Origin of the sequence: Cellulomonas sp. JH27-2, assembly GCF_014837175.1 — a bacterium.
GTDB lineage: Bacteria > Actinomycetota > Actinomycetes > Actinomycetales > Cellulomonadaceae > Cellulomonas.
Genome location: NZ_JACYFR010000002.1, coordinates 671,725 through 695,725 on the forward strand (window position 1 = coordinate 671,725; position 24,001 = coordinate 695,725).

Here is a 24,001-nt window from a genome sequence, read left to right on the forward strand (position 1 = left end):
CGGCATGACCGACACGAACGTCCCCGCCCTGCCGTCCACGGCTGGCACCCTGATGGAACGCATGGGCATCGCGATCACCGAGGTGAGCGCCGAGCGCGCCGTGGGCACGATGCCCGTGGCCGGCAACACCCAGCCGTTCGGCCTGCTGCACGGCGGCGCGTCCGGCGTCCTCGCCGAGACGCTCGGCTCGTACGCGGCCCAGGTCCACGCCGGTCCCGGGCGCGCAGCCGTCGGGGTCGAGCTCAACGCGACCCATCATCGGTCCGCGCGGTCCGGCTCCGTGACGGGGACGGCGACCGCCGTGCACCTGGGCCGGACGCTGGTGACCTACCAGGTGGTGGTCGAGGACGAGGACGGGCGGCGCGTCTGCACCGCGCGGTTGACCTGCATGGTGATCGACGCGACACCCTGATCGGACGCGGCCGAGACGGCCCGGCTCTCGCGGGCCTGCCGCCGACGGGCGATCAGGTCCTCCAGGCCCCGCGGCCCCCGCCCACGGCCCGGAGCGGCCGCAGCCGCGCCCTGCTCGTGCGCGAGCCGGCGCTGCAACGCCGACGTCGTCACGACGCGGTGCGCGGCGGCCGGCGCGAAGCCGAGTCGCGCCAGGAAGCGCTGCATCCCCCGCGAGCCCGGCAGGGGCATCGCGTAGACGTCGTTCGCGCCGGCCGCGTCGGCCTCCTGCGCAGCGACGGACAGGAGCTGGTGGCCGAGCCCGCGGCGGCGCGCGTCAGGGGCGACGTAGACGGCCTCGAGGTTGAGGTTCGTGACGTCGGAGAACAGGCTGGGACCCACCAGCCGGGCGAGCAGCATCCCCGCCACCTCCCCGTCGACCGTGCCGACCAGGACCACGCCGCCGGACACCGTCAGGAGCGCGCCCAGCTGGTCCCGCAGCCGGGCGCGGTCGTCCGTGCAGAGCTGCGCCCCCACCGCCGACTCCGCTCGAGCGGCCAGGCAGAGGTCGACGACGGCGTCGAGATCGGCAGGCGCAGCGGTGCGAACCTGGATTCCTGGGCGCACGAGCAACCTCCAGACGGAACGAGGGGGGTCATCCGATCGGGGTGACACCCCCACTGCCCTCGGTGGCGTCGAGACCGATCATGGACCTCCCGAGACGCGTTTGCCTAGTCCTGCGCAACGTTTAGGCACCGCTTGGGCGACGAAAACTGGACAACCGACCGAATTCCCGGCGACCGCAGATGACGTTGGTCCCGTCCGCGGGCGAACTCGACCCGGCTCGGCCAGACTCACGGGATGCGGCTGGCCACGTTCAACGTCCTGCACGGGCGGTCACCGGTGGACGGACGCGTCGCCCTCGACAGGTTCGCGGCGGCCGTCGCGGCGCTCGATGCGGACGTCCTCGCTCTTCAGGAGGTCGACCTGGGGCAGCCCCGATCGGGCCGGGCGGACCTGACCCAGATCGCGGCCGACGCCATGGGCGCCCGCGACCACCGGTTCGTCGCCACGCTGCACGGGCCGCCCGGCGTGTGGTGGTCACCCCGCCGGCCGCCCACGGGCTGGGCCTACGGCATCGCGCTGCTGTCCCGGTTCCCCGTCGACGAGTGGCGCGTCGTCAACCTGCCCCGCAGGGCCCCGCTCACCTGGGTGCCGCACGCCCGACGGTGGACCTCGAAGCTCGTGCGCGACGAGCCACGGGCTGCGATCGCGGCCGTCGTGCGGTGTCCGGAGGGGCTCCTGACGGTCGCCGGCACGCACGTGTCGTACCTGCGGGGCTGGAACACCCACCAGCTCGCCCTCGTCCTGGACGGCTTGCGTGACCTCCCGCGTCCGCTGGCGCTGCTGGGCGACCTCAACATGCTCCCCGACCTGGCTGCGGCGACGACGGGCATGCGCGCGCTCGCGTCGGCGCTCACCTATCCCGTCGCGGACCCGGTCAGGCAGATCGACCACGTGCTCGCCGAGGGTGCGCTGCGCGCCACCGCGCCCGCCCGGTCCGTCGACACGGGTCTGTCCGACCACCGGGCGCTCGTCGTGGACGTCACCCTCGACGGGTGACGCCGGCGACGTCAGGCCGCGCCGCCGCCGACCTGCTCGATCACGGCGTCCGCGACCTCGCGCATGGTGAGACGGCGGTCCATCGACGTCTTCTGGATCCAGCGGAACGACTCGGGCTCGGACAGGCCCATCTTCGACATGAGCAGGCCCTTGGCCCGGTCGACGCGCTTGCGAGTCTCGAAGCGGTCCGCCATGTCGGCGACCTCGGCCTCGAGGGCCGTGATCTGCGCGTAGCGCGAGATCGCGATCTCGACGGCCGGCAGAAGGTCCGCCGGGCTGAACGGCTTGACGACGTAGGCCATCGCCCCGGCGTCGCGGGCTCGCTCGACGAGCTCGGTCTGCGAGAACGCCGTGAGCAGCACGACGGGGGCGAGGTGGTCCTTGCCGATCCGCTCGGCAGCCGAGATCCCGTCGAGGACGGGCATCTTGACGTCCATGACCACGACGTCGGGCTTCAGCTCCGTGGCCAGCGCCACGGCCTGCTCGCCGTCGCCCGCCTCGCCGACCACGTCGAAGCCGGCGTCGCGCAGCGTCTCGACGACGTCCATGCGGATGAGCGCCTCGTCCTCGGCGACGACGGCGCGTCGGGCCGGACGAGAGGCAGGTGCCGACTCGGCCTCGACGTTCTCACCAGCAGTGGTGAAGTCGATGTCATCGGCGGGGGCGGCGGGGGCGTCCTTGGTCACGGCCACAGCCTAGCCGTGCCAGGCCCCGCAGCAGCAGGGGTTTCGCTGTGAGGGCAGGCACACGCACCCTGCGCACCGCACTATGCTTGCCGCTGGCCCCGATAGCCCAACCGGCAGAGGCGTTCGGCTCAAACCCGATCCAGTGTGGGTTCGAATCCCACTCGGGGCACCGCGAAGATGCAGGTCGACGAGCCGCAACCGCCCGGCCGACCCGTCACGCCCGAGCCGCAGAACACCCGTCCGTCCCCGACCCGACGACCGCCGTCCGATCCCACCGTGGACGCTCGGCACCGACCGGTCCCCCACGTGAAAGCATGCCGCCCATGACGGTCTCCTCCCACTCGACGCGCACGCGCGCCAGCCGCTTCGTCAAGCAGCGGCTGGGCCGCCGTTTCCCCCGCTCGATCGGCCCCGGCCGCTACCAGCACCTGCTCGAGCGCTTCGAGGTCAGCGAGGACCTCATCATGCGCCCGGACGGCTCCGTGCCGCTCGTCTGGTGGGACAACCACGTCAACTTCGGCGACCTTCTCTCGCCCTGGCTCCTCGCCAAGATGACCGGTCGCACGGTCGTCCAGGCCGAGGAAGGCGAGCACGCCTACGTGGCGGTCGGCTCGATCCTGGGCCGCGCCAACGACCGTTCGGTCGTGTGGGGCACCGGGTCGTTCGGCACCGAGTCGGCGGCACGCGTCGCGAAGGGTGCCCGCTACACCGCCGTCCGCGGGCCGCTCACCCGCGCCAAGATCCTGCACGCGAAGGGCCGCTGCCCCGCGGTGTACGGCGACCCGGCGCTCCTCGCCCCGCTCTACCACCTGCCATCGATCAAGCCCACCTACGAGGTGGGCGTCATCGTGCGCTGGGCCGAGCGTTCCTGGGCGGAGGCCGAGGTCGGCCCCGGCGTGCGCGTCATCGACTACGGCTCGGGCGACATCGAGCGTGTCATCGACGAGATGCTGACCTGCAAGCGCATCGTCACCTCGTCGCTGCACGGCCTCATCGTGTCCGACGCCTACGGGATCCCGAGCGCGTGGCTCGCGTCCGGCACGCCCCGTGGCGGCGAGTTCAAGTTCCACGACTACTTCGCCTCGGTGCGCAAGCACCGCTACCCGGTGACCTTCAACCCGGCGGCCCAGCCGCTCACGGTCGACGTCCTGCGCGAGACCTTCGACTTCGACGCACGACCGATCACGTTCGACTACGGCAAGCTCCTCAAGGCCGCGCCCTTCCTGCGCAAGAAGCGCTGAGGCTGCCCCCACGAGCACCGCAGGGCGATGCGTCTCGCGGACGCCGAGCAGCACCGCCTCAGGACCACGTGTCAGGCTGACCGGCCGTCATGGATCGCTGTCGCCCGCCGCAGGTCCGACCGGGTGAACCCGTAGAGACCCGGTCGCTTGTCGGGTGTGTGGAAGTACTTCCAGGCGTACGCGTCTGCGACGTTCTCGGACCTTCCGGAGGCGACGAGCGCTCGCTTGTCGTGGCACCTCCTGTCGATCACGCGGTGGGCGACCTCGTGCAGCGTCACCCCCTGCACGTGCGCCCGCTGCCACCCTGGACCGCTGTAACGACCCGACTCGGTCAGCTCGATGAAGTCGTTGCCGGGTCGATGGCAGCCGTAGAGATAGAACGAGCCGTTGATCATCCCGCTCGGGCGTCGGCCGCAGAGCGTCGTGTTGGTGTAGCGGACCTTGACGCCGTGGGCGGCCGCCAGCCGGTCGGCGTAGTAGCCGCCGTTGGAGACAGCCGCTCTCGGCACCCATCCGGTGCGCAGCCTTACCCATGCCCTCGCCTTGGCGGTGACTGTGACCGCGGTCCCGATGCGGACCGTGCCGGTTGTTCGAGCCGCTGACGACGCCGACGCCCGGACCGCTGTGGTCGCGACCATGTACCGCGTCGTCGTCGACGCCGCTGCGGCCGGCGAGGCCTGCACCCCCATCCCCAGCACCCCCAGCACGACCGCCAGGCACAGCGCCACCGCTGCTCGGGCGTGGTGTGTGCGCGACGTCGTCGGGGCGGTAGACATGGCGTGTCCTGGTCTCGGGAGCGGGTGATCTGCTCATTCGACCGTAGGTGCCGTGAGGGCAGGAATCATGGGACGGACGTCCCGTCACCTCCCGGTGGACTACAGGTCAGCCGCGGCGCAGTCGCCGCACGTGCCGAACAGCTCGACCGTGTGCGTGACGTCGACGAAACCGTGCTGACGGGCGACCGACGCGACGAACTCCTCGATGTCCGGCCCCTGCACCTCGACGGTCCGGCCGCAGGACCGGCACACGATGTGATGGTGGTGCGCGTCGCGCTCGCACCGGCGGAACAGCGACTCGCCGCCCTCGGTCCGCAGCACGTCGAAGTCGCCGCTCTCCGCCATGGCGTTCAGCGTCCGGTACACGGTGGCGAGGCCGATCTCCTCGCCCCGGTCCTGCAGGAGGGCGTGGATCTGCTGGGCGCTGCGGAAGTCGTCGAGGTCGTCCATGAGCGCACCGACCGCCAGGCGCTGGCGTGTCACACGCTGACCGATCATCGAGTCCTCCCGAGGTCGACGCCTCGCGTCGGGCGGGGCACCGCGCCATCGTAGACGCGCACGAGCTCCGGTCAGGCCGCGACGTCGTACCGGGAGCGGCGCCCGCGGCGCAGCACGCTGCCGTCGGCGACGACGAGGTCCGCGTCGACGCGCGTGCGGGGTTCGATCTCGACGTCGGTGCCGACGCGGGCTCCCCCGCCCACCTGCGAGCGGTCGCCGACCCTGGTGCCCTTGCCGAGGTGGACGTTGCGGCCGACGACCACGTCGGCACCCACCACGACGTCCCGATCGATCCAGCTCCCAGCGCCGATCGTCGTGCGCGGCCCGACGTGGGCCCCGGCCTCCACGTACGCCGTCAGGGCGACGGTGGCGTCCGGGTGCACGACGGCCTGGGGTGAGACGAGCCCGCCGCCGTTGCGGTGCCGGACGTACCGCACCACCGCCCCGTCGTCGCCCTCGACCTCGACCTTCGATGCCAGCCGCGCCATGCGTTCCTCCCTCGAGACGTTCTACCTGGAAATGGTTCTCACCGCCTCAACGAGCAAGCAGCGGCACGTGTTCCAGGTACGCGAGAGGGCGGGGCCCTGTCGGACCCCGCCCTCTCAGAACGGTCTCAGGCGCGCAGCCCGACCAGCGTCACGCGACGCGGCCGCCCGCATCGTCACCGATCTTGTGCACGACGATCGAGTTCGTCGACCCGGCGACCCCCACGGGCGCACCCGACACGACGACGACGTAGTCGCCGTCCTCCGCGAGCCCGTTGGCGCGCAGCGTCTGGTCGACCTGGTGGACCATCTCGTCCGTGCTACCGACCGACGGCACCTCGTAGGACTGCACGCCCCACGTGAGCGACAGGACGTTGCGCACGGCGTGCTCCGGCGTGAAGGCCAGCAGCGGGATGCCCGAGCGCAGGCGCGACATGCGGCGCGCCGAGTCACCGGACTGCGTGAACGTGACCAGGTACTTCACGCCCACCGTCTCGCCGATCTCGGCGGCGGCACGCGTGATCGCCCCACCACGCGTGTGCGGCGTGGAGCCGAGCGGCGCGATGCGCTCGCGACCCATGTCCTCGGTGGCCTCGATGATCCGGGCCATCGTGCGCACGGTCTCGATCGGGTAGTCGCCGACGCTCGTCTCGCCCGAGAGCATGACCGCGTCCGCACCGTCGAGCACGGCGTTCGCGCAGTCGGAGGTCTCGGCACGCGTCGGGCGCGGGTTGGTAGTCATCGACTCGAGGACCTGGGTGGCGACGATGACGGGCTTGGCGTTGCGGCGGGCGAGCTCGACGGCGCGCTTCTGCACCAGCGGCACCTGCTCGAGCGGCAGCTCGACGCCCAGGTCCCCTCGGGCCACCATGATGCCGTCGAACGCGGCCACGATCTCGGCCAGGTTCTCGACGGCCTGCGGCTTCTCGATCTTGGCGATGACCGGGACGACCCGGTTCTCCTCCTCCATGATCGCCCGCACGCCGTCGTAGTCGGCCGCGTTGCGGACGAAGGAGAGCGCGATGAAGTCCGCGCCCTGGCCCAGGCCCCAACGCAGGTCCGCCTCGTCCTTGTCGCTCATGGCCGGCACGGACACCGCGACGCCCGGCAGGTTCAGGCCCTTGTTGTTCGACACGGGGCCCGGCACCTCGACGCGCGTGACGACGTCGCTGCCCTCGACCGAGACGACGCGGACCAGGACCTTGCCGTCGTCGATGAGGATCGGGTCGCCGGGGCTCACGTCGCCCGTCAGGCCCTTGAACGTCGTCGAGACGCGCTCCTTGGTGCCCTCGACGTCGTCGGTGGTGATGGTGAAGGTGTCGCCGACCGCGAGGTCGTGACGACCCTCGACGAACCGGCCGAGCCGGATCTTGGGGCCCTGGAGGTCGACGAGGACGGCGACGGAACGACCCGAGGCCTTGGCCGCGGCACGGACGTTGGCGATGACCTTCGCGTGCTCGCTGGCCTCTCCGTGGCTGCGGTTGATACGGGCGACGTCCATGCCCGCATCCACCAGGGCCTGGATCTGCTCGAGGGACTCGGTGGCAGGACCAAGGGTGCAGACGATCTTTGCTCTACGCATGAAAGCGAGCCTATGCCTTTCGGGTTCTGTTGGTCGGCCCGAACGTCCCGTCCGACCCACTGGCCCGAGCGGTAACGACGTCCGGGAAGTGTCAGGGGCGCAACGCCACCGTGCTGGCGGTCACCGGGCTGGGCAGCTCGGTGGCACCGGACAGATAGGTGTCGACCGCCGCGGCCGTCGCACGGCCCTCGGCGATCGCCCACACGACGAGCGACTGGCCGCGGCCGGCGTCACCGGCCACGAAGACGCCGGGCACCGTGGTGGCGAAGTCGTCGCCGCGAGCCACGAGGCCGCGGGACGTCAGCTCGATGCCGAGCTGGTCGGACAGCGGCGTCGTCTCCGGGCCGGTGAAGCCCATCGCGACGAGCACCAGGTCCGCGGGGATCTCACGCTGGGTCCCGGCCTGCGGGACACGGCGCCCGTCGGAGAGGTACTCCGTCGTCGCCAGGCGCAGACCCTGCACCTGGCCGTCGCCGACGAACTCGACGGTCGAGGCGAGATATTCGCGCTCACCGCCCTCGGCGTGGGACGAGGAGACCTCGAACAGGATCGGGTCCGTGGGCCACGGCTGGGCCGCGGGCCGGTCCTCCGGGGGGCGCTTGCCGATGGCCAGCGTCGTCACCGATGCCGCGCCCTGGCGCAGCGCGGTGCCCAGGCAGTCGGAGCCGGTGTCACCGCCGCCGATGATGACGACGTGCTTGCCCTCGGCCGTGATCTGGTTCTCGACGGGCTTGCCGGCGGCGACCGCGTTGGCCTGGTGCAGGTAGTCCATGGCGACGTGCACGCCGCCCAGCTCGGTGCCGGGGACGCGCAGCTCGCGCGGGACCGTCGCGCCGGTGGCGATGACGATCGCGTCGTAGCGGGCCTGCAGCTGCGCCCACGTCACGTCGCGCCCGATCTCGACGCCCGAGCGGAAGCGGGTCCCCTCGGCCGACATCTGCTCGAGCCGACGGTCGATGTGGACCTTCTCGAGCTTGAAGTCCGGCACGCCGTAGCGGAGCAGACCGCCGATCGCGTCGTCGCGCTCGTAGACGGCGACCGTGTGGCCGGCACGCGTGAGCTGCTGGGCGGCGGCCAGGCCGGCCGGGCCGGAGCCGACGACGGCCACGGTGTGGCCCGTCAGGCGCTGCGGGACCTGCGGCGTGACGAGCCCGCGGTCGAACGCCTCGTCGATGATCGAGACCTCGACGTTCTTGATCGTGACCGGCGGCTGGTTGATGCCCAGCACGCACGACGACTCGCACGGCGCCGGGCAGATCCGGCCCGTGAACTCCGGGAAGTTGTTGGTCGCGTGCAGGCGGTCGATCGCGTCGCCCCACTGCCCGCGCCACACCAGGTCGTTCCACTCGGGGATGAGGTTCCCGAGCGGGCAGCCGTTGTGGCAGAACGGGATGCCGCAGTCCATGCATCGGCCCGCCTGCTCCTTGAGGAACGGCTGGCCCTGCTCCAGGTGGGCGTGCACGTCCTTCCAGTCGCGCAGGCGCACCTCGACGGGACGGTTGGGCGGCAGCTCGCGGTCGCGAACCTTCAGGAAGCCGCGGGGGTCAGCCACGGGCCACCTCCAGGATCTGGTCCCACACACCCGGCGCGGACGGGTCGAGGCCCTCGGCCTCGGCCTTCGCCAGCGCGCCGCGGACGCGGGCGTACTCGGTGGGCAGCAGGCGCGTGAAGCGTGCGCGTGCCGCCGCGGGGTCGTCGAGGAGCTGGGCCGCGACGGGCGAGCCGGTCTCCTCGTGGTGCGCGCGCAGCAGCTGCTCGACCAGCGCGAAGTCGTCGTCGTCCAGCTCGGCGAGGGAGAGCTCACCGCTGCGCACGGCCTCGAGGTTGACGAGTGCCGGCTGCAGGTCCAGGACGTAGGCCGTGCCGCCCGACATGCCGGCACCGAAGTTGCGACCCGTCCGGCCGAGGACCAGCACGGTGCCGCCCGTCATGTACTCGCACCCGTGGTCGCCCACGCCCTCGACGACGAGCGTGGCACCGGAGTTGCGCACCCCGAACCGCTCGCCGACCAGACCGCGCAGGAAGATCTGCCCGGTGGTGGCGCCGTAGCCGATGACGTTCCCGGCGATGACGTTGTGCGCACCGGACAGCACGGCGTTGCGGTCCGGGCGGACGACGATGCGGCCGCCCGACAGGCCCTTGCCGACGTAGTCGTTCGCGTCGCCGAACAGTCGCATGGTGATGCCGCGCGGCAGGAACGCGCCGAAGGACTGCCCGGCCGAGCCGGTCAGCGTCACGTCGATCGTGTCGTCGGCCAGGCCCGCACCGCCGAAGCGCTTGGTCACCTCGTGGCCCAGCATCGTGCCGACCGTCCGGTTGACGTTGCGGACCGGCAGGTCGATGCGGACGGGCTCGCGACGCTCGAGGGCGTCGCCCGCCAGATCGATCAGGCGGTTGTCCAGGGCGCGGGCCAGGCCGTGGTCCTGCGTCTGCGTCTGGTGCAGCGCGGAGCCGCCCAACGGCTCGGGGCGTGCCAGCACAGGACCCAGGTCGAGGCCCTCGGCCTTCCAGTGGTCGATCGCGGCACGCGTGTCGAGCAGCTCGACGTGGCCCACGGCCTCCAGCAGCGTGCGGAAGCCGAGCTGTGCGAGGAGCTCGCGCACCTCCTGGGCGACGAACTCCATGAAGGTCACGACGAACTCGGGCTTGCCCGTGAAGCGTGAGCGCAGCTCGGGGTTCTGCGTCGCGACGCCGACCGGGCACGTGTCGAGGTGGCAGACGCGCATCATGATGCAGCCGCTGACCACCAGGGGCGCGGTCGCGAAGCCGAACTCCTCGGCGCCGAGCAGCGCGCCGATGACGACGTCGCGGCCCGTCTTGAGCTGGCCGTCCACCTGCACGACGACGCGGTCGCGCAGGTCGTTGAGCACCAGGGTCTGCTGGGTCTCGGCCAGGCCGATCTCCCACGGCGTGCCCGCGTGCTTGAGGCTCGTCAGCGGTGAGGCACCCGTTCCGCCGTCGTGGCCGGAGATGAGCACGACGTCCGAGTGCGCCTTCGCGACGCCCGCGGCTATCGTCCCCACGCCGAACTCGGAGACGAGCTTGGTGTGGATCCGGGCGCTCGGGTTGGCGTTCTTGGCGTCGTGGATCAGCTGTGCCAGGTCCTCGATCGAGTAGATGTCGTGGTGCGGCGGCGGCGAGATCAGGCCGACGCCCGGTGTCGAGTGCCGCGTCTTGGCGACCCACGGATAGACCTTGTGGCCGGGCAGCTGGCCGCCCTCGCCGGGCTTGGCGCCCTGGGCCAGCTTGATCTGGATGTCGTCGGCGTTGGTCAGGTACTCACTGGTGACGCCGAAGCGGCCCGACGCGATCTGCTTGATCGACGAGCGACGGCGGGGGTCGTGCAAGCGCTCGGGGTCCTCGCCGCCCTCGCCCGTGTTCGACTTGGCGCCGAGCTGGTTCATGGCGATGGCCAGCGTCTCGTGCGCCTCCATCGAGATGGACCCGTAGGACATGGCGCCCGTGTTGAACCGCTTGACGATCTCGCTGACGGGCTCGACCTCGTCGACGTCGACGGGCTCGCGCCCGTCGGTCTTGAGCTCGAGCAGGCCGCGCAGCGTCATGAGGCGCGAGCTCTGCTCGTCCACCCGGTTCGTGTACTGCTTGAAGATGTCGTACTGCCGGGTCCGCGTCGAGTGCTGCAGGCGGAACACCGTCTCGGGGTCGAAGAGGTGGTCCTCGCCGTCGCGGCGCCACTGGTACTCGCCGCCGACCGCGAGGCGCTGGTGCGCCTGGCGGTTGCCGCTGGCCGGGTACGCGTCCGCGTGGCGGGCGGCCACCTCGGCGGCGATGACGTCGAGGCCGATGCCCCCGAGCCGACTCGTCGTCCCGGTGAAGTACCGCTCGACGAGCGCGTTCGACAGGCCGATGGCCTCGAAGACCTGGGCGCCGCGGTACGAGGCGATCGTCGAGATGCCCATCTTGGACATGACCTTGAGGACGCCCTTGCCGAGAGCCTTGATGAGATTGGCGACCGCCTTGGCCGGGTCGACGGTGATGAACCCGGAGCGGGCCATCTCCTCGACGGTCTCCATGGCCAGGTACGGGTTGACGGCCGCGGCGCCGTAGCCGACGAGCAGGGCGACGTGGTGCACCTCGCGGACGTCGCCCGCCTCGACCACCAGCGAGATCTGCGTGCGCGTGTGGCGGCGCAGCGTGTGGTGGTGCACCGCGGAGAGCAGCAGCAGCGACGGGATCGGGGCCAGCTCGGCGTCCCCGTTGCGGTCGGACAGCACCAGGAAGCTCACGCCGTCGGCGACCGCGGCGTCCACCTCGGCGAAGATCTCCTCGAGGCGGGCCTCGAGCGCCTCTCCCCCGCCGGCCGCACGGTACAGGCCGCGGATCGTGGTGGCCCGGAAGCCGAGCGACGGCTCCTTGGCGACGTGCACGATCTTGGCGAGCTGGTCGTTGTCGATCACCGGGAACGGCAGGATCAGCTTGCGGGCGTGCTCGGGGCCGTCGACGAGCAGGTTCGGCTCGGGACCGATCGCGCCGCCGATCGACGTGACGAGCTCCTCGCGGATCGCGTCCAGCGGCGGGTTGGTCACCTGCGCGAACATCTGCGTGAAGTAGTCGAAGAGCATGCGCGGACGGCTCGACAGCACCGCGACCGGGGTGTCGGAACCCATGGCCCCCAGCGGCTCTGCGCCGGCGGACGCCATCGGCGCCAGCAGGACCTTGAGCTCCTCCTCCGTGTAACCGAAGGCACGCTGCCGACGACGCACCGAGGCGGCCGAGTGCGCGACGTGCTCGCGCTCGGGCAGCTGCTCCAGGTACGCGGAGTTCTCGCTCACCCACTGCGCGTACGGACGCTGCCCGGCGAGCTGGGACTTGAGCTCCTCGTCCTCGATGATCCGGCCCTGGCCGGTGTCCACCAGGAACATGCGCCCCGGCTCGAGCCGGCCCTTGGCCACGACGGTGGCGGGGTCGATGTCGAGCACGCCTGCCTCGGAGGCGCAGACGACGAGACCGTCCTCGGTGACCCAGTAGCGACCGGGACGCAGACCGTTGCGGTCCTGCACGGAACCGATGAGCGTGCCGTCGGTGAAGGACATGGCCGCCGGGCCGTCCCAGGGCTCCATGAGCGTCGAGTGGTACTCGTAGAACGCACGACGGGCCGGGTCCATCTGGGCGTGGTTCTCCCACGCCTCCGGGATCATCATCATAACCGCGTGCGGCAGGGAACGGCCGGCCAGGTGCAGCAGCTCGAGGACCTCGTCGAAGCTGCCGGAGTCCGAGCCGCCGGGCGTACAGACGGGCAGCAGCGGCGCGAGGTCGCCGATCAGGTCGCTCGAGAGCGTCCCCTCACGCGCGGCCACCCAGTTGCGGTTGCCCTTGACCGTGTTGATCTCGCCGTTGTGCGCGACGAGCCGGAACGGCTGCGCCAGCGGCCACGACGGGAACGTGTTGGTGGAGAACCGCGAGTGCACGAGCGCGATCTCGCTGGCGAACCGCGGGTCCGACAAGTCCGCGAAGAAGGGCTCGAGCTGGCCGGTGGTCAGCATGCCCTTGTAGGCGAGCGTGCGGGCGGACAGCGACGCGAAGTAGATGCCGAGCTCACGCTCGGTGCGCTTGCGCAGCCGGTAGGTCAGGCGGTCCAGCGCGATGCCGGACAGGGCCCGCGACGGGTCGGCGACGACGAGCTGGCGGAACACCGGCATCGACGCACGGGCCGTGGGACCGACGAGGTCGGCGGTCACGACGACGTCGCGCCACGCCAGCACCTCGAGCTTCTCCTCCGCGGCGATGGCACCGATCGCGGCCTCGGCCCGCACGCGCTCGTCGTCGTCCGTCGGCAGGAAGGCCATGCCGATCGCGTAGAAGCCCGCGGCGGGCAGCTCGGCGTCGACCACGTCGCGCAGGAACGCGTCGGGGATCTGGGTGAGGATGCCGGCGCCGTCGCCGGAGTCCTCTTCGGCGCCCACGGCACCGCGGTGGTCGAGGTTCAGCAGCGCCGTCAGGCCGGCGTCGACGATGTCACGGCCGGGGGTCCCGCGCAGCGTCGCCACCCAGGCGAAACCGCACGCGTCGTGCTCCGAGGCCGGGTCGTACAGGCCTCCGAAGGGACCCGCACCGGGCGGAGCCGCCAAGGCGGAGCTCACGGGCGACGTCGACATCAATACCGTCCTCACGGACCCCGACGGGTCGGGGCATAGCACGAACATGGGGGGAACGCGGGACGTCGTCGGCCCAGACGTGTGGCGACGATACAACCCGGAAACAAGACGGGTCACATCGCCCCTTGTGAGGTGGCTCACACGGCGCCGCGGGTCAGCGGTCGGCGTCAGCCTTCTCGTCGTCCTGCTCGGCCGGGGGTTCCAGCAGGAGGGTCGTCTCTCGTCCAGGGTGGCGGCGCCCGACCACGATGAACGCTACCAGCGCCCCGACGAACGCCACGATCGACGTCCAGACGTTGATCCGCAGTCCCAGGACGTGGTGCGCCTCGTCGACACGCAGCAGCTCGATCCAGAACCGGCCGCTCGTGTAGACCATCACGTAGAGCCAGAACACGCGACCATGACCCAGCCGGAACCTGCGGTCGGCCCAGACGAGGACGGCGGCACCGCCGAGGTTCCAGATCAGCTCGTACAGGAACGTCGGGTGGTACAGCGTGCCGGAGGGGTCACCGGGGCGCAGGTGCTCGTCGTCGATCTCGAGGCCCCACGGCAGCGTCGTCGCCCGGCCGAAGAGCTCCTGGTTGAACCAGTTGCCGACGCGACCCATCGCCTGGGCCACGAGCAGGCCGGGCGCCACCGAGTCCGCGAACGGCGGCAGCTTGACGCCGTTGCGCCGGGCGCCGATCCACGCCCCGAGCGCGCCGAACGCGATCGCGCCCCAGATCCCGAGGCCGCCCTCCCAGATGGCGAACGCGCGCCACGGGTGGCCACCCGCGTAGAAGTACTCGTCGGGCGAGGTGATCAGGTGGTAGATCCGGCCGCCGACGATGCCGAACGGCACGGCCCAGAAGCAGATCTCCAGGATGGTGTCAGGGTCTCCCCCGCGCGCCGCCCACCGGCGTCGCGTCATCCAGACGGCGACGACGATGCCGGCCAGGATCGCCAGCGCGTACGCGCGGACCGGGAACGGCCCCAGGTGCCAGACGGCTTGCGGCGGGCTGGGGATCGACGCGATCATCGGGCGGCCGACGCGACGCCGGTGGCCAGGTCGGCCGTCAGCGCGGCGAGCGCGTCCAGGCCCGCTGCCGGGTCCGGGGCGTCGACGAGCGTGCGCACCAGCGCCGAGCCGACGATGACGCCGTCCGCGTACGACGCGACCTGGGCCGCGTGCTCCGCCGTCGAGACGCCGACTCCGACGCACACGCGCTCGGCACCCGCCGCTCGCGTGTCGGACACGAGCGCCTGCGCGCGGGGACCGACCGACGCCCGCAGGCCCGTGACGCCCATCGTCGACGCCGCGTAGACGAAGCCGCGGGAGGCCGCGGAGGTCGATGCGAGGCGCTCGGGGGTCGAGCTCGGGGCGACGAGGAAGACACGGTCGAGGCCGTGCTCGTCGGAGGCGGCGATCCAGTCAGCCGCCTCGTCCGGGATCAAGTCGGGCGTGATGAGACCCGCGCCGCCGGCGGAGGCCAGGTCACGCGCGTACGCGTCGACGCCGTACCGCAGCACCAGGTTCCAGTACGTCATCACCAGGATCGGGGCGCCACGGCCCGCGACCTGCTCGACCGCGCGGATCGTGTCGGCGACCTTGGTCCCACCTCGCAGCGCGGCGTCGGCCGCGCGCTGGATGAGCGGCCCGTCCATGACCGGGTCGGAGTAGGGCATGCCCAGCTCCACGACGTCCACGCCCGCGTCGATCATCGTGCGCACCGCGTCGACCGACCCCGGCACGGTCGGGTACCCGACCGGCAGGTAGCCGACCAGGCCCGCACGCCCCTGGGCACGCAGACCGTCGAGCCGCTCCCCCACCTGGGAGGCGATCCCCACCGTCACAGCTGTTCTCCTTCGTCGGCCAGCACCGTGGGTTCGTCCTCGATGAGGCCGAACCACGCGGCAGCGGTCGCCACGTCCTTGTCACCGCGTCCCGAGAGGTTCACGAGCAGCACCGGCTCGTCCGACCACTCGCGCGCCTCGCGGCCCAGGGCGATCGCCCCGGCCAGGGCGTGCGCCGACTCGATGGCCGGGATGATCCCCTCGGTGTGGCAGAGCACACGGAAGGCCTCCATGGCCTCGTCGTCGCTCACCGGGCGGTACTGCGCGCGGCCGATGTCGTGCAGCCACGCGTGCTCCGGGCCGACGCTCGGGTAGTCCAGGCCGGCGGACACCGAGTGGCTGGGCAGCGTCTGCCCGTCGTCGTCCTGCAGGAGGTACGACTTGGCGCCGTGCAGCACACCCGGCTCACCACCGGAGAACCGGGCGGCGTGCTTGCCCGACGAGATGCCGAGCCCGCCTGCCTCGAAGCCGAACAGACGCACGTCCGGGTCGTCGAGGAACGCGTTGAAGATGCCCATCGCGTTGGAGCCGCCGCCCACGCAGGCGACGACGGCGTCCGGGAGCCGGCCGATCTCCGAGGCGAGCTGCGCCCGCGCCTCCTCGCCGATGACCTTGTGGAAGTCGCGCACCATCTCCGGGAAGGGGTGCGGTCCCGTGACCGTGCCGAGCAGGTAGTGCGTCGTCTCGACGTTGGCGACCCAGTCGCGCAGCGCCTCGTTGATCGCGTCCTTGAGCGTCCGGGTGCCGATGGTCACCGGGATGACCTCGGCGCCGAGCAGGCGCATGCGGGCGACGTTGAGGGCCTGCCGCTCGGTGTCCTCCTCGCCCATGTAGATGGTGCACTCGAGGTCCATGAGCGCCGCCGCCGTTGCCGTCGCGACACCGTGCTGGCCGGCGCCCGTCTCGGCGATCACACGCGTCTTGCCCATGCGCTTGACCAGCAACGCCTGGCCCAGCACGTTGTTGATCTTGTGCGAGCCCGTGTGGTTGAGGTCCTCGCGCTTGAGGAACACGCGCACACCCTCGCCGACGTGCGCGGCGAAGCGCGGCACCTCCGTCAACGGGCTGGGACGGCCCGTGTAGGTGCGGTGCAGCCGGGCCAGCTCCGCACCGAACGTCGGGTCGGTGAGCGCCTTGTGATAGCTGACGTCGAGCTCGTCGAGGGCGGCGATCAGTGCCTCCGGGACGAACCGCCCGCCGAAGTCACCGAAGTACGGACCCGCGTGGGTGGCGAGCCGACCCCGCGAGTGCTCGGGCTGGACGTCGGGACGACCGGTCACTGGCGCACCGCCCGCAGCGAGGGGTGGGCACCCGCCGCGACCAGGTCGGCGACCGACTCGCGCGGGGCGTCGTCCGTCACCAGGGCCTCGCCGACGAGGACACCGTCCGCGCCGGCGCGGGCGTAGTCCATGACGTCGTGCGGGCCACGCACGCCCGACTCCGCGATCTTGACGATCCCGGACGGGATGGACGGAGCCACCTTCGCGAACGTGTTGCGGTCCACCTCGAGCGACTTGAGGTTGCGCGCGTTGACGCCGATGACACGCGCACCGGCGTCGACGGCCCGTGCCACCTCCTCGGTGTCGTGCACCTCGACCAGCGCGGTCATGCCCAGCGAGTGGACCCGCTCCACCAGCGACTCGAGCACGGTCTGCTCGAGCGCCGCGACGATGAGCAGGCAGAGGTCCGCACCGTGGGCGCGCGCCTCCCACACCTGGTACGGCGTGACGACGAAGTCCTTGCGCAGCACGGGGATGTCGACCTTGGCGCGCACCGCGTCGAGGTCGGCGAGCGAGCCGCGGAACCGGCGCTGCTCCGTGAGCACCGAGATGACGCTCGCGCCGCCCTTCTCGTACTCGGCGGCCAGCGCCGCGGGGTCGGCGATCGACGCCAAAGCGCCCTTGCTCGGGCTCGACCGCTTGACCTCGGCGATCACTGTCACCGCGTCCTCGAGACGCAGCCGGTTGATGCACTCGATGGCCGACGGTCGCTTGTCGGCGGCCGCCTTCAGGTCGTCGAGCGACGTCACTGCCTGACGCTCGGCGAGGTCCTCCCGGACACCCGCGACGATCTCGTCCAGCACGGTCATCGACGTCTCACCTCTCCCCCGATGGTCACCTCGCCCCGCCGGACCAGCATCGGTCGCGGGGGTTCGTCAGCCATCGTACGGGCGCGCGCAGGTGACCCCGACCACAGCCCGAGGGATGGACCGCCGCGAGGTGACGGGTCAGGGAGCGAGCCAGGGGGCGAGCGCGGGGATGTTGCGGCACACGCCGTACGCGACGACGACCACGAGCAGCGTGACGATGACGCCCGCGGGCAGCGTCCGCCGCTGCGGTCGCCCGCGCGCGCTCCGGAGCAGCCACGCGAACCAGGACGCGACGACGAACGGGACGGCCAGCACCAGCAGCGGGTTCATGCCCCACGCGCCGGCGACGTCGAGCTGGGTCAGGTCGTGCAGCGCACGCAGCGAACCGCAGCCCGGGCAGTACCAGCCGGTGAGGAACAGGAACGGGCAGGTCGGGTAGTGCCCCGGGCTGTTGGGGTCGACGGCCGCGAGCACGGCCAGGGCACCCATCGCCCCCACCGCGGCGACGACAGGTCCGACGAGCGCGCGGGATCGCGACGTCGTGCCCTGCGGAGCGGGGGCGGCGTCGGCGACGGGATCCTGCTCGGTCCTCGTCATCGCCACCGCCCCGGCGCCGTCAGAAGCTGCTGGTGTCGCTGGACATCGCGCCGACCGCGATGAGGATCCCGTAGATGATGCCGACGACCACACCGGCGATCGCGCTCCAGATCGCGAATTTCTTCGCCTTCTGCGAGGAGTCGAGTGCGCCCTGGACGTCGCCCGCCGCGTACTTCGAGTTCACCTGCGCGGCGAAGACGATCGAGACGATGCCCAGCGGGAGGCAGCAGAACAGCGTCGACAGGATCGCCCAGACCAGGTAGTTCTGCGGCGGCGCGGCATAGCCGGCCGTCCCGCCGCCCGGGTACTGCGGCGCGCCGTACTGCGGGGCACCGTACTGGGGCGCACCGCCCTGAGGAGCGCCGTACTGCGGGCTCCCGTACTGCGGGGCGCCGGGCTCCGGGGCCGAGCCGTAGGGCGGCGGCGTCGGGGCGTTCGGGTCCTGCTTGCGGAACGGGTCGTCGGGGTTCTGCTCGCCGGGGTTGTACGGCTCGTTCGGGGTCGACATCGGTCCTCCTGTGGCAGTGCGGCCACCGGCGGCGCCGGCGGTCGTCGAGAAACGTCGGTGTTGCCTCGTGAAGCGGTGCTGCAGGGGTTACCGGGTCGCCCCGGCGGGTCAGAACGGGTCAGTGACCGCCGTGCGTCTTCTCACGCGCGATCGTCGCGGCGCCGCCCTGACCGAAGCCCATGGACTTCATGACGCCGCCGATGACCAGGCCGAGCACGCAGATGCCGAGACCGGCCCAGAACATCCACACCCAGGCGAACGCCACGCCCAGGCCGGCGACGGTGCCGCCGATGACGATCAGCCAGCACGTGACCCAGGCCGCCTGCGTCTTGCCGTGGTTCACGGGCGGCGCGCTGGGAGGCAGCTGCATCGTCTCGGTGGTGGTCGCGTTCTGCGCGCGGTGCGCGAGCGTGTTGTCAGCCATCAGGTGGTGCCCTTCGTGCGTGGTTCGGCCTTCACCCTAGCGGACGCCACCGGCGCGCACGTGCACGTCAGGACGGGTCGTCGCCCCGGGACAACGCGTCCCACGCCGAGCGCTCGTCGTCGACCGTCGCCGCAGGCCCGGTGGTGCCCTCGTGCCGCCGCGTCGGGCCCGGCCACGAGCGGGACGAACGCGCGATCCAGCCGGCCGCGAGCACGACGAGGACGCCTGCCACGATCGCCACGTAGGGCCACGCCGAGGTCGTGACGGCGGTCGCATCGTGCCCGGCCCCCGTCGCGGTGAGCACCTTCTGGTGCAGACCGGCCGCCCACGGGTCGGCCTGCGCGCGCAGTGACGCGGCGACCACCAGGACACCCGCCAGTGCGACGACGAGGACCACGACCCACCGCGCGACGCGGCCCACCAGGGCCACGGCCGCCGCGCACGCCAGCAGCACGAGTGCGGCGGCGGGGACCGCCGGGGCGACGTCACCGCCGCTCGCCCGCACCACGACGGTCGGGTCCAGCGCCGTGCTGACCGTCGTCGAGAACCACGTCGGCAGCGACACGACGCCCGCCAGGCCGGCGAGCAGCAGCAGGACCCCCGCGGCGCGGCCCCGACCGGACCGCCGCCGGGCCGGGGGCGTCGCGGGCTCAGCGGGCTCTGCCCGGGCAGGGCCGTCGGGCGTGCCGGCGTCCGTCACGCCTGCGCCCGACGAAGACGCGACGCGATCTGCACCGCGCGGACCGCGGCGGCCGCCTTGTTCCGCGACTCCTCGTACTCCAGCGCGGGCACCGAGTCCGCGACGATCCCGCCACCGGCCTGCACGCTGGCGCGGCCGTCGCGGATCAGCGCGGTGCGGATCGCGATCGCCATGTCCATGTCCCCGGCGAAGTCGAAGTACCCGACCGTGCCGCCGTAGATGCCGCGGCGGGCGGGCTCCACCTCGTCGATCAACGCGATCGCACGCGGCTTGGGCGCACCGGACAGGGTGCCCGCCGGGAACGTCGCCTTGAGGGTCTGCAGCGCGGTCGCACCCGCACGCAGACGGCCGACGACCGTCGACGTGATGTGCATGATGTGCGAGAAGCGGTTGATCGTCATGAAGTCGACGACCTCGACGCTGCTCGGCTCGCAGACCTTGGCCAGGTCGTTGCGCGACAGGTCGACGAGCATGATGTGCTCGGAGCGCTCCTTGGGGTCGGCGAGGACTTCGTCGGCCAGGGCGCGGTCCTCCTCGGGCGTCGCACCGCGCGGGCGCGAGCCGGCGATCGGGAACGTCGTGACGTGCCCGTCGCTCACCTTGACCAGCGTCTCCGGGCTGGAGCCGACGACGGCGAAGTCGCGCCCGTCCGGGTCCTGGAGCTGCACGTAGTACATGTACGGGCTCGGGTTGATGGTCCGCAGCACGCGGTAGACGTCCAGCGGCGAGGCCTCGCAGTCGAGGTCGAGGCGCTGCGAGATGACGACCTGGAAGACCTCGCCGTCGCGGATGGCCTCCTTGCCGAACCGGACCTGCTGCTCGAACTCGTCGCGCGCGGTGCGGAAGCGCAGCTCGGGCTCGGGCGCCTCCACGAGGACGGCCACCCCGGGGTCGGTGGGCCGCAGCAGCTGCGCCTGCATGGCGTCCAGGCGGGCGACCGCGTCGGCGTGCGCCTCGTCGACCCGGGCGTCCGTGTCGTCGAAGTTGATCGCGTTGGCGATCAGCCACACCGAGCCGTCGTGGTGGTCGACGACCGCCAGGTCGGTGGCCAGCAGCAACGTGAGCTCGGGAACGTCGAGCTCCTCGGGCGCCTTGGTCGGCAGGGTCGGCTCCCAGTGCCGGACCACGTCCCAGCCCAGCGCACCGACCAGTCCACCGGTCAGCGGCGGGAGCCCGGGCAGCGCGGGGGTCCGCAGCACGTCGAGCGTCTCGGCGAGCACGTCGAGCACGTCCCCCTCGGCGGGAACACCGACCGGCACGTCGCCGGACCAGGCTGCCCGACCGTCGCGCACGCTCAGCGACGCGCGCGCGGTGACGCCGACGAACGAGTACCGCCCCCAGGTGCCGTCGCTCTCGGCCGACTCGAGGATGAACGTCCCCGGGCGCCCCCCGGCCAGCGTCCGGTAGAGCCCCACGGGCGTCGTGTCGTCGGCCAGCAGGCGCCGCACCACGGGGATCACGCGCCGCTCGGCCGCCAGCTCGCGGAACGTCTCGATCGCGGGCCACGTCGTGCCCCAGCCGACCTCGACGTCCACGACGGCCTGATCGGGCGCGCTCATCGGTGTCCCTCCTCGGGTGCGGCCGCGGGCCGCTCCCCCACGGTCGCCGGCAGGGCTCCGCCGGCCTCGAAGCACGTGCGGGTGCCCGTGTGGCACGCCGCACCCACCTGGTCCACCTGCACCAGCAGGGCGTCCCCGTCGCAGTCGACGCTCACCGACTTCACGTACTGCGCGTGGCCCGACGTGTCGCCCTTGCGCCAGTACTCCTGCCGCGAGCGGCTCCAGAACGTCACCCGCCCCGACGTGAGCGTCCGGTGCACGGCCTCGTCGTCCATCCAGCCCAGCATCAGCACCTCACCGCTGTCGTGCTGCTGCACGACGGCTGCCACGAGGCCGTGCTCGTCCCGCTTCAGGCGGGTGGCGACGGTCGGGTCGAGTGCGGTGTTCGCGGGGGTGGGCTCGGGCACGTGCCGATCCTGCCACGCGTGGGCACGTGCCGTGGTCGCGTGCCCACGCGTCCGTCGGCACACGGCAGCGGGACGTGCCAGCATGAGCGGATGACCTGGCACCCGATCCTGCGCGCCCAGCTCGCCGACGCGCTGCTCGCCGCCGGCCCCGACGCCCCGACGCTGTGCGAGGGCTGGCGGTCACGCCACCTCGCCGCGCACGTGGTCCTGCGGGAGTCGTCGCTCACCGTCGGCGCGGGGATCGCGGTCCCTGCCCTCGCGGCACGGTCGGATGCCGCCATCGACGACCTCGCACGGAGCGCGGCCGGCGACGGCCCGTTCCGCGACCTGGTCGCCCGCGTCGCCGACGGCCCACCGCGCTGGCACCCCACGTCGTGGGCCGGAGACGCGGCCAACGTCGTCGAGTTCTTCGTGCACACCGAGGACGTGCGTCGCGGCGACGGTCCCGTGCCGCCGCGCGAGCTCGACCCCGCCCTCGTCGACGAGCTGTGGCGCCGGCTGCTGCAGACCGCCCGGCTGCCCCTGCGCCGCGCCGGCGTGGGCGTGGTGCTGGTGCGCGAGGACGGGCAGCGTCGCCGCGTGCGCGGACCCGGCGGCGGACGCGGCACGGTCGTGGTGCGCGGTGCCGTCGCCGAGCTGCTGATGTGGGTGCACGGCCGGGGTGCGGCGGCCGACGTCGACCTCGAGGGCGACCCCTCCGACGTCGCGGCGCTGCGCTCCCTGCTCCCCGTCGCGTAGGCCGGTCAGCGGACGGTGACGCCCGCGTCCCGCAGCGCGGCCTTGACGTCACCGACGGTCAGGGTGCCGAAGTGGAAGACCGACGCCGCCAGGACCGCATCCGCGCCCGCGCGGGCGGCCTCGACGAAGTGCTCGGGCGTGCCGGCTCCCCCGCTGGCGATCAACGGCACGGCGACCTGCGCACGGACGTCCCGCAGCATCTCGAGGTCGAAACCAGCCGTCGTCCCGTCCGCGTCCATGGAGTTGAGCAGGATCTCGCCGGCGCCCAGCTCCGCGGCCCGCGCAGCCCAGGCCACGGCGTCGATGCCCGTGCCACGCCTGCCACCGTGCGTGGTGACCTCGTACCCGGACTCCGTGCGCGTCTCCCCCGTCGTGCGACGGGCGTCGACCGACAGGACGAGCACCTGGCTCCCGAACCGCTGCGCGATCTCGGCGATCAGCTCGGGACGCGCGATCGCGGCCGTGTTCACGCCCACCTTGTCCGCACCCGCGCGCAGCAGCCGGTCGACGTCGTCGACCGCGCGCACACCCCCGCCGACCGTGAGCGGCACGAAGATCTCCTCCGCCGTGCGGCGCACGACGTCGTACGTCGTCTCCCGGTTGCCCGACGACGCGGAGACGTCGAGGAACGTCAGCTCGTCGGCACCCTCGAGGTCGTAGCGGTGCGCGAGCTCGACGGGATCACCGGCGTCGCGCAGGTTCTCGAAGTTCACGCCCTTGACCACCCGGCCGGCATCGACGTCGAGGCAGGGGATCACACGCAGGGCGAGGGTCACGACGCAGCTCCTTGGGGGGTCCGGGTGGCCAGGATATCGATGACGAAGACCACCGTCTGGCCCTTGAGCGCCTTGCTCTCGGTGGCTCCCAGCGCGTAGGTCGGCGGCACGACGAGCATGACCTGGCTCCCGGCGGGCTGGTCGACGAGACCCTCCGCCCACGTCGGCACGTCCTCGAGGGAGAACGAGACGGGCACGCCCGAGGTCCACGTGCTGTCGAACGCCTCGCCGGTCTTCCACGAGAACCCCGTGTACTGGACGGTGACCGTGTCGGTCGCGCTCACCTGGGTCCCGCTACCGCGGATCAGCGCCTGCGTCACCAGGTCGGTGGGCGCGGCCTTGCCCGTCGGCTCGATCGTCGGCTCACCGTTCGACGCGAGCGTCACCTTGGGCAGGTCGCTGCGAACGTCCGGCACCTTCTGCCCGTCCGCACGCACGGGCAGCAGGTCGACGACGGTCACGGTGGGGCTGCTCCCGCCGCCGCTCCCGCCCCCCGGGCTGACCTGGAGCAGGCGCGCCCCCACACGCTGACCGGCGATCGTCTTGTACAGGTCCGAGCCGAGGTCCGCCTCGCTCAGGGTCCGGGTGACCGGGCTGCTCGCGTAGCTCTGGTCCACGAGCGACGCGTCGGTGGAGTCCTCGATCCAGTAGTCGAGGAGCACGGGCTTGTCGTCGACCACGGCCGCGCCGGTCCCTGGCCAGATCGTGGTGCGGTACGTCGAGGAGACGTCCAGCGGCGTCAGGTACGTGATCGTGGGCGCGGCACCGGGAACGCCCGAGACCGTGACGTCCGGCGGGACGTCCGGCTGGTCGGAGCACCCCGCCAGCGCGAGGGCTGCCACCAGCGCGGCCGTCACGATGGTCCGCAGTCGTCGCACGTCGTACCTTCCGTCGTCCTGCTCGCGGTCGCCGGTCGGCGATCCGGCCGACACTGTACGGTGCGCACCTGGGGCCGGTCCGAGGGGGATCGGAC

The 24,001-nt window shown here is 72.2% G+C and carries 24 protein-coding genes and 1 tRNA gene; 5 read left to right on the forward strand and 20 right to left on the reverse strand.

The genetic code is table 11. The annotated features are described in order from the left end of the window. Positions 1 to 4 precede the first annotated feature (4 nt). The gene (locus IC607_RS08070; protein WP_191786814.1) at positions 5 to 412 is read left to right on the forward strand and encodes a hotdog fold thioesterase; all 408 of its coding nucleotides are present in this window, start codon (positions 5 to 7) and stop codon (positions 410 to 412) included. Here the strand turns inward: IC607_RS08070 and IC607_RS08075 are convergent. Then, positions 328 to 1,017 (reverse strand): GNAT family N-acetyltransferase, encoded by a 690-nt coding sequence (locus IC607_RS08075; RefSeq protein ID WP_191786816.1) that lies wholly within the window; start codon positions 1,015 to 1,017, stop codon positions 328 to 330. The two genes, IC607_RS08070 and IC607_RS08075, sit on opposite strands and share 85 nt — an antisense overlap. A gap of 234 nt (positions 1,018 to 1,251) precedes the next feature. Between IC607_RS08075 and IC607_RS08080 the strand changes: the two genes are divergently transcribed. Beyond that, on the forward strand, positions 1,252 to 2,013 hold the full coding sequence (locus IC607_RS08080) for an endonuclease/exonuclease/phosphatase family protein (RefSeq protein ID WP_191786818.1): 762 nt from the start codon (positions 1,252 to 1,254) through the stop codon (positions 2,011 to 2,013). 11 nt (positions 2,014 to 2,024) lie between these two features. On the opposite strand, the gene IC607_RS08085 is transcribed toward IC607_RS08080, so the two are convergent. Next, positions 2,025 to 2,663 (reverse strand): ANTAR domain-containing response regulator, encoded by a 639-nt coding sequence (locus IC607_RS08085; RefSeq protein ID WP_370526103.1) that lies wholly within the window; start codon positions 2,661 to 2,663, stop codon positions 2,025 to 2,027. A 131-nt stretch (positions 2,664 to 2,794) separates the two neighbouring features. Here IC607_RS08085 and IC607_RS08090 point away from each other — a divergent pair. Then, positions 2,795 to 2,868 (forward strand) — tRNA-Leu (locus IC607_RS08090). Positions 2,869 to 3,022: 154 nt separating this feature from the next. Beyond that, positions 3,023 to 3,940 carry a polysaccharide pyruvyl transferase family protein gene (locus IC607_RS08095; protein ID WP_191786822.1) on the forward strand — a complete coding sequence of 306 codons (918 nt, stop codon included), beginning with the start codon at positions 3,023 to 3,025 and terminating at the stop codon, positions 3,938 to 3,940. Positions 3,941 to 4,011: 71 nt separating this feature from the next. Here IC607_RS08095 and IC607_RS08100 read toward each other — a convergent pair whose 3' ends face one another. From IC607_RS08100 to hisI, 16 genes are all read right to left on the reverse strand, one after another. Next, the gene (locus IC607_RS08100; RefSeq protein ID WP_191786823.1) at positions 4,012 to 4,716 is read right to left on the reverse strand and encodes a hypothetical protein; all 705 of its coding nucleotides are present in this window, start codon (positions 4,714 to 4,716) and stop codon (positions 4,012 to 4,014) included. Positions 4,717 to 4,815: 99 nt separating this feature from the next. Further along, the gene (locus IC607_RS08105; protein WP_191786824.1) at positions 4,816 to 5,214 is read right to left on the reverse strand and encodes a Fur family transcriptional regulator; all 399 of its coding nucleotides are present in this window, start codon (positions 5,212 to 5,214) and stop codon (positions 4,816 to 4,818) included. A 71-nt stretch (positions 5,215 to 5,285) separates the two neighbouring features. Continuing rightward, positions 5,286 to 5,702 carry a transferase gene (locus IC607_RS08110; RefSeq protein WP_191786825.1) on the reverse strand — a complete coding sequence of 139 codons (417 nt, stop codon included), beginning with the start codon at positions 5,700 to 5,702 and terminating at the stop codon, positions 5,286 to 5,288. 148 nt (positions 5,703 to 5,850) lie between these two features. Next, complete coding sequence (gene pyk, locus IC607_RS08115; RefSeq protein ID WP_191786826.1) at positions 5,851 to 7,281, reverse strand: pyruvate kinase; 1,431 nt, start codon at positions 7,279 to 7,281, stop codon at positions 5,851 to 5,853. 91 nt (positions 7,282 to 7,372) lie between these two features. Then, positions 7,373 to 8,833, reverse strand: coding sequence for a glutamate synthase subunit beta (locus tag IC607_RS08120; protein ID WP_191786827.1), 1,461 nt, complete (start codon positions 8,831 to 8,833; stop codon positions 7,373 to 7,375). Then, positions 8,826 to 13,397, reverse strand: coding sequence for a glutamate synthase large subunit (gltB, locus tag IC607_RS08125; protein WP_191786828.1), 4,572 nt, complete (start codon positions 13,395 to 13,397; stop codon positions 8,826 to 8,828). The genes IC607_RS08120 and gltB overlap by 8 nt, the downstream gene beginning before the upstream one ends. Before the next feature lie 154 nt (positions 13,398 to 13,551). Next, the gene (gene lgt / locus IC607_RS08130; RefSeq protein WP_191786829.1) at positions 13,552 to 14,415 is read right to left on the reverse strand and encodes a prolipoprotein diacylglyceryl transferase; all 864 of its coding nucleotides are present in this window, start codon (positions 14,413 to 14,415) and stop codon (positions 13,552 to 13,554) included. Continuing rightward, entirely contained in the window at positions 14,412 to 15,230 is an 819-nt protein-coding gene (gene trpA, locus IC607_RS08135; RefSeq protein WP_191786830.1) for a tryptophan synthase subunit alpha, read from the reverse strand. The genes lgt and trpA overlap by 4 nt, the downstream gene beginning before the upstream one ends. Beyond that, positions 15,227 to 16,510 carry a tryptophan synthase subunit beta gene (gene trpB / locus IC607_RS08140; protein ID WP_191786831.1) on the reverse strand — a complete coding sequence of 428 codons (1,284 nt, stop codon included), beginning with the start codon at positions 16,508 to 16,510 and terminating at the stop codon, positions 15,227 to 15,229. The genes trpA and trpB overlap by 4 nt, the downstream gene beginning before the upstream one ends. Beyond that, a complete protein-coding gene (gene trpC / locus IC607_RS08145; protein WP_191786832.1) occupies positions 16,507 to 17,319 on the reverse strand; it encodes an indole-3-glycerol phosphate synthase TrpC in 813 nt (270 codons plus the stop codon). Before trpC ends, trpB begins: the two co-directional genes overlap by 4 nt. A gap of 138 nt (positions 17,320 to 17,457) precedes the next feature. After that, positions 17,458 to 17,916 (reverse strand): DUF2752 domain-containing protein, encoded by a 459-nt coding sequence (locus IC607_RS08150; RefSeq protein ID WP_191786833.1) that lies wholly within the window; start codon positions 17,914 to 17,916, stop codon positions 17,458 to 17,460. Positions 17,917 to 17,935: 19 nt separating this feature from the next. Continuing rightward, positions 17,936 to 18,424: a CD225/dispanin family protein gene (locus IC607_RS08155; protein ID WP_191786834.1), complete on the reverse strand. Its 489-nt coding sequence runs from the start codon at positions 18,422 to 18,424 to the stop codon at positions 17,936 to 17,938. A 118-nt stretch (positions 18,425 to 18,542) separates the two neighbouring features. Beyond that, the gene (locus IC607_RS08160) at positions 18,543 to 18,848 is read right to left on the reverse strand and encodes an HGxxPAAW family protein (RefSeq protein ID WP_191786835.1); all 306 of its coding nucleotides are present in this window, start codon (positions 18,846 to 18,848) and stop codon (positions 18,543 to 18,545) included. Between the two features lie 67 nt (positions 18,849 to 18,915). Further along, positions 18,916 to 19,548 (reverse strand): Trp biosynthesis-associated membrane protein, encoded by a 633-nt coding sequence (locus IC607_RS08165; protein WP_191786836.1) that lies wholly within the window; start codon positions 19,546 to 19,548, stop codon positions 18,916 to 18,918. Continuing rightward, complete coding sequence (locus IC607_RS08170) at positions 19,545 to 21,107, reverse strand: anthranilate synthase component I (RefSeq protein WP_191786837.1); 1,563 nt, start codon at positions 21,105 to 21,107, stop codon at positions 19,545 to 19,547. Before IC607_RS08170 ends, IC607_RS08165 begins: the two co-directional genes overlap by 4 nt. Then, positions 21,104 to 21,514 carry a phosphoribosyl-AMP cyclohydrolase gene (gene hisI / locus IC607_RS08175; RefSeq protein WP_370526082.1) on the reverse strand — a complete coding sequence of 137 codons (411 nt, stop codon included), beginning with the start codon at positions 21,512 to 21,514 and terminating at the stop codon, positions 21,104 to 21,106. Before hisI ends, IC607_RS08170 begins: the two co-directional genes overlap by 4 nt. 90 nt (positions 21,515 to 21,604) lie before the next feature. Here hisI and IC607_RS08180 point away from each other — a divergent pair, with 90 nt between their 5' ends. Then, entirely contained in the window at positions 21,605 to 22,252 is a 648-nt protein-coding gene (locus IC607_RS08180) for a TIGR03085 family metal-binding protein (RefSeq protein ID WP_191786839.1), read from the forward strand. Positions 22,253 to 22,257: 5 nt separating this feature from the next. Here the strand turns inward: IC607_RS08180 and hisF are convergent, their stop codons facing one another. Both hisF and IC607_RS08190 read right to left on the reverse strand, forming a co-directional pair. Next, positions 22,258 to 23,028 carry an imidazole glycerol phosphate synthase subunit HisF gene (hisF, locus tag IC607_RS08185; protein WP_191786840.1) on the reverse strand — a complete coding sequence of 257 codons (771 nt, stop codon included), beginning with the start codon at positions 23,026 to 23,028 and terminating at the stop codon, positions 22,258 to 22,260. Then, complete coding sequence (locus IC607_RS08190) at positions 23,025 to 23,960, reverse strand: FKBP-type peptidyl-prolyl cis-trans isomerase (RefSeq protein ID WP_370526083.1); 936 nt, start codon at positions 23,958 to 23,960, stop codon at positions 23,025 to 23,027. The genes hisF and IC607_RS08190 overlap by 4 nt, the downstream gene beginning before the upstream one ends. Positions 23,961 to 24,001: the final 41 nt, after the last annotated feature.

Coding starts and splice junctions, on each gene's coding strand:
- IC607_RS08070 (WP_191786814.1), top strand. CDS start 5: ATGACCGACACGAACGTCCCCGCCCTGCCGTCCACGGCTGGCACCCTG.
- IC607_RS08080 (WP_191786818.1), top strand. CDS start 1,252: ATGCGGCTGGCCACGTTCAACGTCCTGCACGGGCGGTCACCGGTGGAC.
- IC607_RS08095 (WP_191786822.1), top strand. CDS start 3,023: ATGACGGTCTCCTCCCACTCGACGCGCACGCGCGCCAGCCGCTTCGTC.
- IC607_RS08100 (WP_191786823.1), bottom strand. CDS start 4,716: ATGTCTACCGCCCCGACGACGTCGCGCACACACCACGCCCGAGCAGCG.
- IC607_RS08105 (WP_191786824.1), bottom strand. CDS start 5,214: ATGATCGGTCAGCGTGTGACACGCCAGCGCCTGGCGGTCGGTGCGCTC.
- IC607_RS08110 (WP_191786825.1), bottom strand. CDS start 5,702: ATGGCGCGGCTGGCATCGAAGGTCGAGGTCGAGGGCGACGACGGGGCG.
- pyk (WP_191786826.1), bottom strand. CDS start 7,281: ATGCGTAGAGCAAAGATCGTCTGCACCCTTGGTCCTGCCACCGAGTCC.
- gltB (WP_191786828.1), bottom strand. CDS start 13,397: ATGTCGACGTCGCCCGTGAGCTCCGCCTTGGCGGCTCCGCCCGGTGCG.
- lgt (WP_191786829.1), bottom strand. CDS start 14,415: ATGATCGCGTCGATCCCCAGCCCGCCGCAAGCCGTCTGGCACCTGGGG.
- trpC (WP_191786832.1), bottom strand. CDS start 17,319: ATGACCGTGCTGGACGAGATCGTCGCGGGTGTCCGGGAGGACCTCGCC.
- IC607_RS08150 (WP_191786833.1), bottom strand. CDS start 17,916: ATGACGAGGACCGAGCAGGATCCCGTCGCCGACGCCGCCCCCGCTCCG.
- IC607_RS08155 (WP_191786834.1), bottom strand. CDS start 18,424: ATGTCGACCCCGAACGAGCCGTACAACCCCGGCGAGCAGAACCCCGAC.
- IC607_RS08160 (WP_191786835.1), bottom strand. CDS start 18,848: ATGGCTGACAACACGCTCGCGCACCGCGCGCAGAACGCGACCACCACC.
- IC607_RS08170 (WP_191786837.1), bottom strand. CDS start 21,107: ATGAGCGCGCCCGATCAGGCCGTCGTGGACGTCGAGGTCGGCTGGGGC.
- IC607_RS08180 (WP_191786839.1), top strand. CDS start 21,605: ATGACCTGGCACCCGATCCTGCGCGCCCAGCTCGCCGACGCGCTGCTC.